This is a genomic window from Streptomyces sp. NPDC051183 (genome assembly GCF_040682455.1).
Taxonomy (GTDB): domain Bacteria; phylum Actinomycetota; class Actinomycetes; order Streptomycetales; family Streptomycetaceae; genus Streptomyces.
In genome coordinates, this window is the sequence record NZ_JBFBBA010000016.1 from 135882 (window position 1) to 150154 (window position 14273).

Here is a 14273-nt window from a genome sequence, read left to right on the forward strand (position 1 = left end):
CGAAGCGCCTCTATGGTGCGGACATGCCGAACCTGCCCGATGTCGTGCTGTGGTCCATACCCGCCTTCGTACTGCTCACCGTCATCGAGTTGGTGAGCTACAGGATCCATCCCGACGAGGACGCAGCCGGGTACGAGACCAAGGACGCCGTCACCAGCGTCGGCATGGGACTCGGCAGCATCGGCTTCGACCTGCTCTGGAAGATCCCGGTCGTCGCGATCTACACCGCCGTGTACGAGCTGACGCCGCTGCGCGTGCCGTTCCTGTGGTGGACCTTCCCGCTGATGCTGCTCGCGCAGGACTTCTGCTACTACTGGCAGCACCGCGGGCACCACGTCATCCGGATCCTCTGGGCCTGCCACGTGGTGCACCACAGCAGCCGGAAGTTCAACCTCACCACCGCCCTGCGCCAGCCCTGGACCAGCGCCACCTCGTGGCCGTTCTACCTGCCGATGATCGCCCTCGGCGTGCACCCGGCCGCCATCGCGTTCTGCTACTCGGTCAACCTCGTCTACCAGTTCTGGATCCACACCGAGCGGATCGACAAGCTGCCGCGGCCCTTCGAGTACGTCCTCAACACCCCCTCCCACCACCGCGTCCACCACGCCTCCCAGGGCGGCTACCTGGACCGCAACTTCGGCGGGATCCTGATCGTCTGGGACCGGATGTTCGGCTCCTGGGTGGGGGAGACCGACAAGCCCGTCTTCGGCCTGACCAAGAACATCAGCACCTACAACCCGCTGCGGGTCGCCACCCACGAGTACGCCTCCATCGCGCGGGACGTACGCGCCGCCCACAGCTGGCGCGAGCGCGCCGGACGCGTCTTCGGCGGCCCCGGCTGGCAGCCCGCGCAGGCCCCGGCCGCCGCTGCCCCGGCCGCCGCCGCCCAGACCCCCGCCGCCCAGACCCCCGCCGCCCAGACCCCCGCCGCCCAGACCCCCGCCGCCCAGACCCCCGCCCCGGATCAGGAGCGCGTCGCGTGAGCGCCACCGAATCCCGTACGCCGTCCTGGGCGGCCCGCCCCGCGGCCGCCGGGGCCGGCCTCGCCGGACGGGTGCTGCTCGGCGCCTTCGGAGCCGCCGCCGCGGCCGACCTCGGCTCGCTGCTGGCCGGCTGGCACCTCGGGCACGTCCTCGCCAAGCCGCTGCTGATGCCGCTGCTGGTGGCGTACGTGATCACCCGCGGCGCGCCCCGACTGCTGGTCGCGGCCCTGCTGTTCGGGTGGGGCGGGGACCTGGCCCTGCTCTTCGACGCCGATGCCGCCTTCCTCGTCGGCATGGGCTCCTTCGCCGCCGGCCACGTCTGCTACCTCGTGCTCTTCGGCCGGGGCAGGACGAGCCCCGCGCTCGGGGGCGCGTACGCCGTGGCGCTCGTCGGGACCGTCGCGCTGCTCTGGGGCGACCTGCCGGCCGACCTGCGCGTGCCCGTCGCGGGGTACAGCCTGCTGCTCACGGCCATGGCCTACCGCTCCAGTGCCCTCGGCCGGGCGGCGGGGCTCGGCGGGGCGCTGTTCCTGATCTCCGACACGCTGATCGCCACCGGGGTCGCCGAGTGGCCGCAGCTGCCCCGCCCCGACTTCTGGATCATGGCCACGTACCTCGCGGCCCAGTACCTGCTGGCCTCGGGCGCGCTCCCCGCCACGCAGGCGTACGGTAGGGAAGTCATACAAGACTGAACGACCTACCCCCGAGCCGGAGGACTGCACCACCATGCGCGCCACCGTCATCCACGCCCCGCACGACATCCGCGTGGAGGAGGTGCCCGACGCTGCGATCCAGCGCCCCGAGGACGCCGTCGTCCGCGTCCTGCGTGCCTGCATCTGCGGCAGCGACCTCTGGGCCTACCGCGGCGAGGCGCAGCGCCAGCCCGGCCAGCGGATCGGCCACGAGTTCCTCGGCGTCGTCGAGGAGACCGGATCCGCGGTCTCGGGCCTGCGCGCCGGCGACCTCGTCGTGGCCCCCTTCATGTGGTCCGACGGCACCTGCGACTACTGCTCCGAGGGCCTGTACACCTCCTGCGAGCACGGCGGCTTCTGGGGTTCGGTCGGCCACGACGGCGGCCAGGGCGAGGCGGTCCGCGTCCCGCACGCCGACGGCACCCTGGTCAAGCTGCCCGCGGAGGCCGCGTCCGACGACCACCTGCTGACCGGGCTGCTCGCGCTCTCCGACGTCATGGGCACCGGGCACCACGCCGCGCTGGGCGCGGGCGTCCGCAAGGGCGGCACGGTCGCCGTCGTCGGTGACGGCGCGGTCGGGCTGTGCGGCGTCCTCGCGGCCAAGCGCCTCGGCGCCGAGCGGATCATCGCACTGGGCCGCCACGCCGCCCGTACGGACATCGCGAAGCTCTTCGGGGCCACCGACGTCGTCGCCGAGCGCGGCGAGGCCGCGGAGGCCGCCGTGCGCGAGCTCACCCGGGGACAGGGCGCGCACTCCGTCATCGAGGCGGTCGGCACCGAGCAGTCCATGCGCACCGCCGTGAACATCACGCGCGACGGCGGGGCCATCGGCTACGTCGGCGTCCCGCACGGCAGCGGCACCGGCCTCGACCTGGGCGTCATGTTCGACCGCAACATCACCCTGCGCGGCGGTGTGGCCCCCGTCCGCGCGTACATCCCGGAGCTGTTGGCGGACGTGCTCAGCGGCGCGATCGACCCGGCGCCCGTCTTCGACCGGGCGGTCTCCCTGGACGAGGCCCCCGACGGCTACCGCGCGATGGACGACCGCAGCGCGCTCAAGGTGATGATCAAGCCCTGACCCCGTAGGGGCGAGCAGGAGAGGGCCGGGCGGGGGTTCACCCCCGCCCGGCCCTCTCCTACGTCCGGTCAGCCGACTGCTTGACGGCCTTTACTTGACGGCCTTCAGCGCGTCGACCAGGCCGTGGCCGTAGTAGCCGGTCTGGCCCCACTTGCTGTTGCAGGTGGTGGCGTCGACCAGCGCGCCCGTGGAGTCGTAGACCTTCTCGGGGCACGCCACCTTCGTGGCCTGGGCCTTCAGCAGCGCCTGGAGCTGCGAGGGCGTGGCGTGCGGGTGCCTGCTCTTGAGCAGCGCCGCGACGGCGGCGACGTGCGGGCCGGCCATCGAGGTGCCCTGCTTGTAGCCGTAGCCGCCGCCCGGGACGGTCGACAGCACGCGGCCGTTGGCGTCCGGCGTGGCCGGGACCTGGTACTTGTCGCCGCCGGGGCCCGCGACGTCGACGACGCCGAGACCGTAGCTGGAGTAGTACGCCTTGAAGCCCTTGTCACCGGTCGAGCTCACCGTGACGACACCCGGCAGCTGGGTGGGCAGGTCCAGGCAGACCTTGGGGTCGATGGTGCGCGGCACCGGGGTGGTGTCGTTGGGGCTGCTGGCGTCGTCGATGGTGGCGCCGGCCAGGTCGTGGTTCGAGTTGCCGGCCGAGGCCACGCTGAGCACGCCCTTGCGCTCGGCGAACTTCGTCGCCCGGGCGAGGGCCTCCACCAGCGCCTTCTGGTCGTCGTCCGACTTGCAGTTGTAGAGCCAGGGGTCGACGTAGTAGCTGTTGTTGGTCACCTCGATCCCCTTCTCGGCGGCGAACATGAAGCCGCAGACGACCGCCTCGGTGTAGAAGAGGCTGGTCGCGGGCTCGCTCACCTTGATCGCGGCGACCTTGACGCCGGGCGCCACGCCGCTGATGCCGATCCCGTTGCGCGCGGCCGCGATGGTGCCCGCAACGTGGGTGCCGTGGTCGCTGCCGTCCGCGTACGGACGCCAGGCGCCCTCGGTGGTGTCCGCGACGCCGCCGACGCAGTTGGCGGACTGGCCCTTGGAGAAGTTCGGGGCGAGATCCGGGTGGGTGTCGTCAACACCCGTGTCGATGACACCCACGGTGACGTCCTGGCTGCCATCGTTGATCTTGTGAGCCTGGTCGGCCTTGATAGCACGCAGGTCCCACTGGTTGGACTCCAGGGGCTCCTGCCCCGGCTCGGCCTGCGCCGCGGCCTTGGCGGCGTCCGCCGCGCTCAGCTGCTGCGTCGTTCCCTCCTCGGTGGTCTGCACCACCGAGAGGGGGGCCGTACGGGTGGCGCCGACCGAGACGAACAGGCTGCGCTGGGCCCGCAACTGCTTGGCGAAGTCCGGGTTCTGGGAGTGCGCGACGACGACGCCGATCTGCTCATAGGCCGTCACCACCGTTCCGCCGGCCCGCTCGATCGACTTCTTCGCCTGCTTCACCGTGCCGTACGCGGTCAGGTTCGCGACGTACGACAGCTTGGGTCCGGTGGTGTCGGCCTTGACGGCGGCCGCCGCGTCCGCCGTGTTGCCGAGCGGAGCGGCAGAGGCCGCGACCGAGGGCAGGAAGGCGAGCGAGGCCGTGAGCGCCAGCCCGACCGGAACGGCGAGAGCGCGCCGGCGACCGGTTCCCAGATGAGCCATGGGTTCTCCACATCATCGTGATCGTGACAGAGCCGTGCGGGCGCGGTCGCGCCCGACGGGTTCATGTCACGTGAACCTAGTGCTGACGTTCGGTCTTGCGCCATCAGTTCGAGAAATCAGCGTCCAAAAAGATAAGCAGCCAAAGAAACATCTGGTGTTGAACCGTCCCGACGCGCCGGCCGTGCCGTTGACAGAGGGGGATCAGCGCCACCGTCCCCCCACACGGAGGTTGTTTTGTCCGTAGTCCCCACCGCACCCGCGTCACAAGGAGAGTCCCCCGTGACCACCGAAGCAGCGCCGCCGCCGGGCAGCGCGGGAGCGCCGTCGGCGACCCCGACGGCCGAAGAGTTCGTGACCGTGCAGCAGAGTGCCGAGTTCGCGGAGCTGCGCGGCTCCTACCGCTCCTTCGCCTTCCCGCTCACCGTGGCCTTCATCGCCTGGTACCTGCTCTACGTCCTGCTGTCCAACTACGCGGGCGACTTCATGGGGACCAAGCTCTTCGGCAACATCAACGTCGCCCTCGTCCTCGGCCTCGCCCAGTTCGCGACGACCTTCCTCATCGCCTGGCTGTACTCGCGGCACGCCGCCGCCAACCTCGACCCCAAGGGCGCGGCCATCAAGGCGCGCATGGAGGCCGGAGAATGAGTGCAGCGCTCCCCCTGACGACGGTCGCCGCCGGAGCCACCGAACACCGTCCGCTGATCATGACCCTGTTCGGGCTGTTCGTCGTCGCCACCCTGATCATCACGATCTGGGCCGGCCGCCAGACCAAGGACGCCGCCGACTTCTACGCGGGCGGCCGCCAGTTCACCGGCTTCCAGAACGGCCTCGCCATCTCCGGCGACTACATGTCCGCCGCGTCCTTCCTCGGCATCGCCGGAGCCATCGCCCTCTTCGGCTACGACGGCTTCCTGTACTCCATCGGCTTCCTCGTCGCCTGGCTGGTCGCCCTGCTGCTCGTCGCCGAGCCGCTGCGCAACTCCGGCCGCTACACGATGGGCGACGTGCTCGCGTACCGGATGCGCCAGCGGCCCGTCCGCACCGCCGCCGGCACCTCCACGATCGTCGTCTCGATCTTCTACCTGCTCGCCCAGATGGCCGGCGCGGGCGTGCTCGTCTCGCTGCTCCTGGGCATCACGAGCGACGGCGGCAAGGTCGCCGTCGTCGCGCTGGTCGGTGTCCTGATGATCGTCTACGTGACCATCGGCGGCATGAAGGGCACCACCTGGGTCCAGATGATCAAGGCTGTCCTGCTGATCGCGGGCGCGCTGCTGATCACCTTCCTGGTGCTGCTGAAGTTCAACTTCAACATCTCCGACCTGCTGGGCAAGGCGGCCGAGAACAGCGGACAGGGCGTCAAGTTCCTGGAACCCGGGATGAAGTACGGCAAGGACTCGCTCACCAAGCTGGACTTCATCTCGCTGGGCCTCGCCCTGGTCCTGGGCACCGCGGGCCTGCCGCACATCCTGATCCGCTTCTACACCGTCCCCACGGCCAAGGCCGCCCGCAAGTCCGTGAACTGGGCCATCGGCATCATCGGCGCCTTCTACCTGATGACCATCGCCCTGGGCTTCGGCGCCGCGGCGCTGCTCAACCGGGACGAGATCATCAAGTCCAACAAGGCGGGCAACACGGCCGCGCCGCTGCTCGCCCAGGAGATCGGCGGCGGTGCGGGCTCCACCGGCGGCGCGATCCTGCTCGCCGTGATCTCCGCGGTCGCCTTCGCCACCATCCTCGCAGTGGTCGCCGGCCTGACCCTGGCCTCCTCCTCTTCCTTCGCGCACGACCTCTACGTCAACGTCATCCGCAAGGGTCGGGCCACCGAGCAGGAGGAGGTGCGCGCGGCCCGCTGGTCGACCGTGGTCATCGGCGCCGTCGCCATCGGCCTCGGCGCCCTCGCCCGCGACCTCAACGTCGCCGGCCTGGTCGCCCTCGCCTTCGCGGTCGCCGCCTCCGCCAACCTGCCGACGATCCTCTACAGCCTCTTCTGGAAGCGCTTCACCACCCAGGGCGCGCTGTGGTCCATCTACGGCGGCCTGATCTCGGCGGTCGGCCTGGTGCTGTTCTCGCCGGTCGTCTCGGGCAAGCCGACCTCGATGTTCAAGGACGCCGACTTCTACTGGTTCCCGCTGGAGAACCCGGGCATCATCTCCATCCCGCTCGGCTTCCTCCTCGGGTGGCTGGGAACCGTCCTGTCCAAGGAGAAAGCGGACCCCGAGAAGTTCGCCGAGCTGGAGGTGCGCTCCCTCACGGGAACAGGGGCGCACTGAGATCGTCCGAACACCGAGCGTGGCCGCGTCGTAGGTCTCTACGACGCGGCCACGTTACGTATCGTTCATTCGGGCACCTCTACCGGACACACGTGTCGCGTAGGCTCGAAATAGAACGCGTGAAGTAGATCCAACCTCGCGCGTACCTCGACATCCGGACAGGGGAGGGGGCCCACAGTGCTTCTCGACACCTACGGCCGCGTGGCCACTGACCTGCGCGTCTCGCTCACCGACCGGTGCAACCTGCGCTGTACGTACTGCATGCCCGAGGAGGGCCTGCAATGGCTCGGCAAGTCCGACCTGCTCAGTGACGACGAGATCGTCCGGCTGATCCGCATCGCGGTCACGCAGCTCGGGATCACCGAGGTCCGCTTCACCGGCGGCGAGCCGCTGCTGCGGCCCGGCCTGGTCGGGATCGTCGAGCAGTGCGCGGCCCTGGAGCCGCGCCCCCAGATGTCCCTGACCACCAACGGCATCGGCCTCAAGCGCACCGCGCAGGCCCTGAAGGCCGCCGGTCTGGACCGGGTGAACGTTTCCCTGGACACCCTGCGCCCCGACGTCTTCAAGACCCTCACCCGCCGCGACCGCCACCACGACGTCATCGACGGCATGGCGGCCGCCCGCGAGGCCGGCCTCACCCCGGTCAAGGTCAATGCCGTCCTGATGCCGGGGCTCAATGACGACGAGGCCCCCGACCTGCTCGCCTGGGCCGTGGAGAACGAGTACGAACTCCGCTTCATCGAGCAGATGCCGCTCGACGCCCAGCACGGCTGGAAGCGCGAGGGCATGATCACCGCCGGGGACATCCTGCAGTCCCTGCGCACCCGCTTCACGCTCACCGAGGAGGGCGCCGACGAGCGCGGCTCCGCCCCGGCCGAGCGCTGGGTCGTGGACGGCGGCCCCGCCACCGTCGGCGTCATCGCGTCCGTCACCCGGCCGTTCTGCGGGGCCTGCGACCGTACCCGGCTCACCGCGGACGGCCAGGTCCGTACGTGTCTGTTCGCCACCGAGGAATCGGACCTGCGCGCCGCCCTGCGCTCGGGCGCCCCGGACGAGGAGATCGCCCGGCTGTGGAAGCTGGCGATGTGGGGCAAGAAGGCGGGCTCCGGTCTGGACGACCCGTCCTTCCTCCAGCCCGACCGCCCGATGTCGGCGATCGGCGGCTGACAGCCCCGCTCAGGCGAGCTCCGAGCCCTCCGGCTGCACCCACTCGTCCAGCTTCACGACGTCCTTGAGGAAACCGCGGACCCCCAGGAACTGGGAGAGGTGTTCGCGGTGCTCCTCGCACGCCAGCCAGGTCTTGCGGCGCTCGGGCGTGTGCAGCTTCGGGTTGTTCCACGCCAGGACCCAGACGGCCGCGTCGCGGCAGCCCTTGGCGGAGCAGGTGGGTGCTTGCGCATCGGCGGAATCGGGGCCGGGGAAGAGGGGGAAAGTCACGCCTCAACCCTACAAACCCCTGAAACGGAAAGGCGACGCCGAGCAGCCACGGGGGGAGCTGCCCGGCGTCGGTCCGTCGCTCCGACGGGGGATGCGGAGCGCGTAGGCAGTATGTCACGCACGACCCGGTGCAGTGCACCGGAACTTCATGATTGATCTGAGCTTTTCTTGAGGTTTGCCGTCCCCAGTGCCGGGTGCACAGGTGAGGGGATGAAGTGCGAGGGCAGCGAGGGCGCCGACTCGCGCCCCGCATTGGCGATGACCACCGCAACGTACGGCAGCAGCGCGCCCGCGACCAGCGTCACGATGGCCACATGCCGTTCCACGTTCCACAGGACCACGGTCGCGATGACCGACAGGGTCCTGATGACCATCGAGATCACGTACCGGCGCTGGCGCCCCCGCACGTCCTCGGCGAGCCCCATCCGCGCCCCGGTGATCCGGAAGACCTCGGCCCCGTTCCGCTTCTTCCGCTCCACGCTCCACCACCCGATCGACCGCCGGACACTCCCCGGTCCGGACCCTTCCACCGTACGCCCGGCGTCCAGAGCCGGGCAGGGCGGGTGTCCCTCGAACAGCCCTGCCCGAAATGCGCAGTACGCCGGACGGGCCGAGACTGGGCCCACATGCGCACAACGCGCCAGGAGGAGGCTCGACATGCATTGGTTGTGGGCGATCATCGTCGGATTCGTGCTGGGCCTCATAGCCCGGGCCATCCTGCCGGGCAAGCAGCACCAGCCCCTCTGGCTGACCACGCTCTTCGGCATCCTCGGCGGAGTGCTCGGAAATGCCGTCGCCACCTGGATCGGCGTCAACGACACCAAGGGCATCGACTGGATCCGGCACTTGCTGCAGCTTGCCGGAGCCGTCGTCGTCGTCGGACTCGGCGACATGATCTACATGGCGTTCCGGGGCAACAAACGGCAGATGACCTGACGCGGGACATGACGGAGGGGCCGGCCGGACAGTGCGTCCGAACCGGCCCCTGTGCCGTGCCCCGTGGCGTACGGGCGGCTACGAGCCGTCCCGGCCCGTGAGCTCGACCGCGGCCAGGTTCTTCTTGCCCCGGCGCAGCACCAGCCAGCGCCCGTGCAGCAGGTCCTTCTCGGCGGGGACCGCGTCCTCGGCGGTGACCTTCACGTTGTTCACGTAGGCACCGCCCTCCTTCACGGTCCGGCGCCCGGCCGACTTGCTGGCCACCAGCCCGGTCTCCGCGAAGAGGTCGACCACCGGGCCGAGCTCGGCGACCTCGGCGCGCGGCAGCTCCGACAGGGCCGCGGCCAGCGTCGCCTCGTCCAGCTCCGTCAGCTCGCCCTGACCGAACAGGGCCTTCGACGCGGCGATCACGGCGGCGGTCTGGTCGGCGCCGTGCACCAGCGTCGTCAGCTCCTCCGCCAGCGCCCGCTGCGCGGCGCGCGCCTGCGGCCGCTCGGCGGTCTGCGCCTCCAGCTCCTCAAGCTCCTCGCGGGACTTGAAGGACAGGATCCGCATGTAGGTGGAGATGTCCCGGTCGTCCACGTTCAGCCAGAACTGGTAGAACGCGTACGGGGTGGTCATCTCCGGGTCGAGCCAGACGGCTCCGCTCTCGGACTTGCCGAACTTGGTGCCGTCCGCCTTGACCATCAGCGGGGTCGCCAGCGCGTGCACGTGCGCGCCCGGCTCGACCCGGTGGATCAGGTCGAGCCCGGCCGTCAGGTTGCCCCACTGGTCGGAGCCGCCCTGCTGGAGCACGCAGCCGTAGCGCCGGTACAGCTCCAGGAAGTCCATCCCCTGGAGCAGCTGGTAGCTGAACTCGGTGTAGCTGATGCCCTGGTCGGAGTCGAGCCGCTTGGCGACCGAGTCCTTCGTCAGCATCTTGTTGACGCGGAAGTGCTTGCCGATGTCCCTGAGGAACTCGATGGCGGACATGCCCGCCGTCCAGTCCAGGTTGTTCACCATCAGCGCCGCGTTCTCGCCCTCGAAGGACAGGAACGGCTCGATCTGAGTGCGCAGGCGCGCCACCCAGTTCGCGATCGTCTCCGGGTCGTTCAGGGTCCGCTCGGCGGTCGGCCGCGGGTCACCGATCTGGCCGGTGGCCCCGCCGACCAGCGCCAGCGGCCGGTGGCCGGCCTGCTGGAGCCGGCGCACGGTGAGCACCTGGACCAGGTGCCCCACGTGCAGCGAGGCCGCGGTCGGGTCGAAGCCGCAATAGAACGTGACAGGACCGTCCGCGAACGCCTTGCGCAGCGCTTCTTCGTCGGTGGACTGGGCGAAGAGCCCGCGCCACTTCAGTTCGTCGACGATGTCCGTCACGGTTTCTCGACTCCTTGGATCTCTGGAAATGCCGTGGTCAGTCTAGTGCTGCGGCCGGGAGGCGGTCAGACGCCCTTGCTGACCGAGCTCATGTTGAAGTCCGGGATGCGCAGCGCGGGCATCGCGGCCCTGGTGAACCAGTCGCTCCACTCGCGCGGCAGGGTCTTCTCGGTCCGCCCGGCCTCCGTGGCCCGCGACAGCAGGTCCACCGGCGACTCGTTGAAGCGGAAGTTGTTGACCTCGCCGACGACCTGGCCGTTCTCCACCAGATAGACGCCGTCCCGGGTCAGCCCCGTGAGCAGCAGCGTCGCCGGGTCCACCTCGCGGATGTACCAGAGGCAGGTCAGCAGCAGCCCCCGCTCGGTCGAGGCCACCATCTCCTCCAGCGACCGGTCGCCGCCCCCGTCCAGGATCAGGTTCCCGAAGCCGGGGGAGAGCGGCAGCCCGGTCAGGCCCGCGGTGTGCCGGGTCGTGGTCAGCCGCGCCAGCTCGCCGCCGCTGATCCACTCGGTCGCCGGGACCGGCAGGCCGTTGTCGAAGACCGAGGCGTCGTCGCCCGAGCTGTGCGCGACGACGAAGGGCGCCGACTCCAGGCCGGGCGCGTTCGGGTCGCTGCGCAGGGTCAGCGGCAGCTCGGAGAGCTTCTCCCCGAGGCGGGTGCCCCCGCCGGGCTTGGAGAAGACCGTCCGGCCCTCCATGGCGTCGCGGGCCGCCGCCGACCACATCTGGTAGATCAGCAGGTCGGCCACGGCCGTCGGCGGCAGCAGGGTCTCGTACCGCCCGGCGGGCAGCTCGATCTTCCGCTCGGCCCAGCCCAGGCGCACGGCGAGCTCCGCGTCCAGCACGGTCGGGTCCACGTCCTTGAAGTCCCGGGTGGAGCGGCCCGCCCAGGCGGAGCGCTGCCGGTCCGGGGACTTGGCGTTGAGCTCCAGGGTGCCCTTGGGCTGGTCGTGGCGCAGCCGCAGCCCCGTGGAGGTCCCGACGTACGTGGAGACCAGCTCGTGGTTGGCGAAGCCGTACAGCTCCCGGCCGCCCGCCCGGGCCCGGGCGAAGGCCTCGCCGAGCGCCGGCGCGAAGTCGGCGAAGACCGCCGAGGAGGTCTCCGCCGGGGCGTCGGTGAAGTCCGGCGAAACCGGGGTCCCGGTCACCAGCGGCTGGGAGTCCTCCGCGGGGCCCGCGCCCCGGGCGGCCGCCTCGGCGGCCCGTACCAGCGGCTCCAGGTCCGCGGCGGTGACGGCGGAGCGCGAGACGACCCCCGAGGCCGTGCCCTCCTTGCCGTCGACCGTCGCGATGACGGTGAGGGTGCGGCCGCGGGTGACGCCGTTGGTGGTGAGAGCGTTGCCCGCCCAGCGCAGGTTGGCGGTGGACTCCTCGTCGGCGATGACGACGCAGCCGTCCGCGGTGGACAGCTCCAGCGCCCGCTCGACGATCTCGTGCGGCTTGGTTCGAGTCGACATCAGCGTCCGGCCTCCTGCGTGGTGTTCAGGATGTTCACGTCGCGGAACAGCGCCGACGGGCAGCCGTGCGAGACCGCCGCGACCTGGCCCGGCTGGGCCTTTCCGCAGTTGAAGGCGCCGCCCAGGACGTACGTCTGGGGACCGCCGACCTTCTCCATCGAGCCCCAGAAGTCGGTGGTCGTCGCCTGGTACGCGACGTCGCGCAGCTGACCGGCCAGCCTGCCGTTCTCGATCCGGAAGAACCGCTGCCCGGTGAACTGGAAGTTGTAGCGCTGCATGTCGATCGACCACGAGCGGTCGCCGACCACGTAGATCCCGCGCTCGACCCCGCCGATCAGGTCCTCGGTCGACAGCCCGCCCGGATCCGGCTGGAGCGAGACGTTCGCCATCCGCTGGACCGGCACGTGCCCGGGGGAGTCGGCGTAGGCGCAGCCGTTGGAGCGGCCGAGGCCGGTGAGCTTCGCGATCCGCCGGTCCAGCTGGTAGCCGACCAGGGTGCCGTCCTTGACCAGGTCCCAGCTCTGCCCCTCGACACCCTCGTCGTCGAAGCCGATCGTGGCCAGCCCGTGCTCGGCGGTCCGGTCACCCGTGACGTTCATGATCGAGGAGCCGTACTTGAGCTTGCCCAGCTGGTCGAAGGTGGCGAAGGAGGTCCCCGCGTACGCCGCCTCGTAGCCCAGGGCCCGGTCCAGCTCGGTGGCGTGGCCGATGGACTCGTGGATGGTGAGCCACAGGTTGGACGGGTCCACGACCAGGTCGTAGCGGCCGGCCTCGACGCTCGGCGCCCGCATCTTCTCGGCGAGCAGCCCGGGGATCTGCTCCAGCTCGGCGTTCCAGTCCCAGCCGGTGCCGGTCAGGTACTCCCAGCCGCGCCCGGCCGGCGGGGCGATGGTGCGCATCGAGTCGAACTCGCCGGTGGTGGCGTCGACGGCGACCGCGGTGAGCTGCGGGTGGATCCGCACCCGCTGCTGCGTGGTGGAGGTGCCCGCGGTGTCGGCGTAGAACTTGTTCTCGTGCACGGCGAGCAGCGAGGCGTCCACGTGGGCCACGCCCTCGGCCGCCAGCAGCCGGGAGCTGAAGTCGGCGAGCAGCGCCGCCTTCTCCGCGTCCGGCACCTCGAACGGGTTCACGTCGTAGGCGGAGATCCACGTCCGGTCGGCGTGCACCGGCTCGTCGGCGAGCTCGACGCGCTCGTCCGAGCCCGCCGCCTTGATCACCTGGGCCGACAGCTTGGCCATGGCCACGGCCTGCGAGGCCACCTTGGCGGCGCCGTCCATGGTCAGGTCCACACCGGAGGCGAACCCCCAGCTGCCCCCGTGCACCACCCGGACCGCGTATCCGAGGTCGGTGGTGTCGGACCCTCCGGAGGGCTTGGCGTCGCGCAGCCGCCAGGAGGCGCTGCGGATCCGCTCCAGCCGGAAGTCGGCATGGTCGGCGCCCAGCGCGCGGGCCCGCGCGAGCGCCGCGTCGGCGAGCGCCCGCAGGGGCAGCGCGGTGAAAGCCGCGTCGATGGAATGGGGCACGGAAGTCCTCCCGGGGTCGGGGCCGGTCGCCTCGATCATGTCGCGATCGCGGCTCTTGTGCCTACATCTTTCTGTAGGGACTCGACAGAGCCCGTCCCAAGGCCCTGTGGGAGCCCGATTCTCCGTACGGGCGGTGCGACCTATAGGTTTTTGGTATTCAGAGCCGCTAGTCGAAAGGGTGATCCGTTGAGCCGCTCGGTTCTCGTCACCGGAGGTAACCGGGGCATCGGCCTCGCCATCGCCCGAGCTTTCGCGGAGGCCGGGGACAAGGTCGCGATCACGTACCGGTCGGGCGAGCCGCCGGTCGAGCTCGCCGCGCTGGGCGTGCTGGCCGTGCGCTGCGACATCACCGACTCCGAGCAGGTGGAGCAGGCCTACAAGGAGATCGAGGACAAGCACGGCGTCGTCGAGGTGCTGGTGGCCAACGCCGGCATCACCAAGGACGCCCTGCTCATGCGGATGTCCGAGGAGGACTTCGCGTCGGTCGTCGACACCAACCTCACCGGCACCTTCCGGGTGGTCAAGCGCGCCAACCGCGGCATGCTCCGCGCCAAGAAGGGCCGCGTCGTCCTGATCTCCTCGGTGGTCGGACTGCTGGGCTCGGCGGGCCAGGCCAACTACGCCGCCTCCAAGGCCGCCCTGGTCGGCTTCGCCCGCTCCCTGGCGAGGGAGCTGGGCTCCCGCAACATCACCTTCAACGTGGTCGCCCCCGGTTTCGTGGACACCGACATGACGAAGGTGCTCACCGACGAGCAGCGCGCCGGCATCGTCAGCCAGGTGCCCCTGGGCCGCTACGCGCAGCCCGAGGAGATCGCGGCAGCCGTGAGCTTCCTGGCGTCCGACAACGCCGCGTACATCACAGGAGCCGTCATTCCCGTTGACGGCGGATTGGGCATGGGTCACTGA

The 14273-nt window shown here is 70.5% G+C and carries 14 protein-coding genes; 8 read left to right on the plus strand and 6 right to left on the minus strand.

Going from position 1 to position 14273, the window contains the following annotated elements; translation table 11 throughout:
- Window positions 1-23: 23 nt before the first annotated feature.
- From AB0M99_RS16740 to AB0M99_RS16750, 3 genes are read left to right on the plus strand one after another with little or no spacing between them, the layout of a single operon-like run.
- Entirely contained in the window at window positions 24-983 is a 960-nt protein-coding gene (locus AB0M99_RS16740; RefSeq protein ID WP_365920928.1) for a sterol desaturase family protein, read from the plus strand.
- A complete protein-coding gene (locus tag AB0M99_RS16745; RefSeq protein WP_365920930.1) occupies window positions 980-1675 on the plus strand; it encodes a lysoplasmalogenase in 696 nt (231 codons plus the stop codon). Before AB0M99_RS16740 ends, AB0M99_RS16745 begins: the two co-directional genes overlap by 4 nt.
- 34 nt (window positions 1676-1709) lie before the next feature.
- The gene (locus AB0M99_RS16750) at window positions 1710-2753 is read left to right on the plus strand and encodes a zinc-dependent alcohol dehydrogenase family protein (RefSeq protein ID WP_365920932.1); all 1044 of its coding nucleotides are present in this window, start codon (window positions 1710-1712) and stop codon (window positions 2751-2753) included.
- 90 nt (window positions 2754-2843) lie between these two features.
- On the opposite strand, the gene AB0M99_RS16755 is transcribed toward AB0M99_RS16750, so the two are convergent.
- A complete protein-coding gene (locus AB0M99_RS16755; protein WP_365920934.1) occupies window positions 2844-4388 on the minus strand; it encodes a S8 family serine peptidase in 1545 nt (514 codons plus the stop codon).
- Window positions 4389-4667: 279 nt separating this feature from the next.
- Here AB0M99_RS16755 and AB0M99_RS16760 point away from each other — a divergent pair, with 279 nt between their 5' ends.
- From AB0M99_RS16760 to moaA, 3 genes are all read left to right on the plus strand, one after another.
- On the plus strand, window positions 4668-5033 hold the full coding sequence (locus tag AB0M99_RS16760) for a DUF485 domain-containing protein (protein ID WP_365920936.1): 366 nt from the start codon (window positions 4668-4670) through the stop codon (window positions 5031-5033).
- Window positions 5030-6658 carry a cation acetate symporter gene (locus AB0M99_RS16765; protein ID WP_365920938.1) on the plus strand — a complete coding sequence of 543 codons (1629 nt, stop codon included), beginning with the start codon at window positions 5030-5032 and terminating at the stop codon, window positions 6656-6658. Before AB0M99_RS16760 ends, AB0M99_RS16765 begins: the two co-directional genes overlap by 4 nt.
- Window positions 6659-6835: 177 nt before the next feature.
- Window positions 6836-7825, plus strand: a complete 990-nt coding sequence (gene moaA / locus AB0M99_RS16770) for a GTP 3',8-cyclase MoaA (RefSeq protein ID WP_365920940.1) — start codon at window positions 6836-6838, stop codon at window positions 7823-7825.
- A gap of 9 nt (window positions 7826-7834) precedes the next feature.
- Here moaA and AB0M99_RS16775 read toward each other — a convergent pair whose 3' ends face one another.
- Together AB0M99_RS16775 and AB0M99_RS16780 are read right to left on the minus strand one after the other, a co-directional pair.
- Window positions 7835-8095: a hypothetical protein gene (locus tag AB0M99_RS16775; protein WP_365920942.1), complete on the minus strand. Its 261-nt coding sequence runs from the start codon at window positions 8093-8095 to the stop codon at window positions 7835-7837.
- Between the two features lie 146 nt (window positions 8096-8241).
- Complete coding sequence (locus AB0M99_RS16780) at window positions 8242-8520, minus strand: DUF3099 domain-containing protein (RefSeq protein WP_365921005.1); 279 nt, start codon at window positions 8518-8520, stop codon at window positions 8242-8244.
- A gap of 232 nt (window positions 8521-8752) precedes the next feature.
- Here AB0M99_RS16780 and AB0M99_RS16785 point away from each other — a divergent pair, with 232 nt between their 5' ends.
- Window positions 8753-9031, plus strand: a complete 279-nt coding sequence (locus AB0M99_RS16785; protein WP_365920944.1) for a GlsB/YeaQ/YmgE family stress response membrane protein — start codon at window positions 8753-8755, stop codon at window positions 9029-9031.
- Between the two features lie 78 nt (window positions 9032-9109).
- Here AB0M99_RS16785 and tyrS read toward each other — a convergent pair whose 3' ends face one another.
- The 3 genes from tyrS to AB0M99_RS16800 all read right to left on the minus strand — a co-directional run bounded on the left by tyrS (window position 9110) and on the right by AB0M99_RS16800 (window position 13367).
- The gene (tyrS, locus tag AB0M99_RS16790; RefSeq protein ID WP_365920946.1) at window positions 9110-10387 is read right to left on the minus strand and encodes a tyrosine--tRNA ligase; all 1278 of its coding nucleotides are present in this window, start codon (window positions 10385-10387) and stop codon (window positions 9110-9112) included.
- A 65-nt stretch (window positions 10388-10452) separates the two neighbouring features.
- On the minus strand, window positions 10453-11844 hold the full coding sequence (locus tag AB0M99_RS16795) for a metallopeptidase TldD-related protein (RefSeq protein WP_365920948.1): 1392 nt from the start codon (window positions 11842-11844) through the stop codon (window positions 10453-10455).
- A complete protein-coding gene (locus AB0M99_RS16800; protein ID WP_365920950.1) occupies window positions 11844-13367 on the minus strand; it encodes a TldD/PmbA family protein in 1524 nt (507 codons plus the stop codon). The genes AB0M99_RS16795 and AB0M99_RS16800 overlap by 1 nt, the downstream gene beginning before the upstream one ends.
- A 186-nt stretch (window positions 13368-13553) precedes the next feature.
- On the opposite strand from AB0M99_RS16800, the gene fabG reads away from it, so the two are divergent.
- Entirely contained in the window at window positions 13554-14273 is a 720-nt protein-coding gene (gene fabG, locus AB0M99_RS16805) for a 3-oxoacyl-[acyl-carrier-protein] reductase (protein WP_365920952.1), read from the plus strand.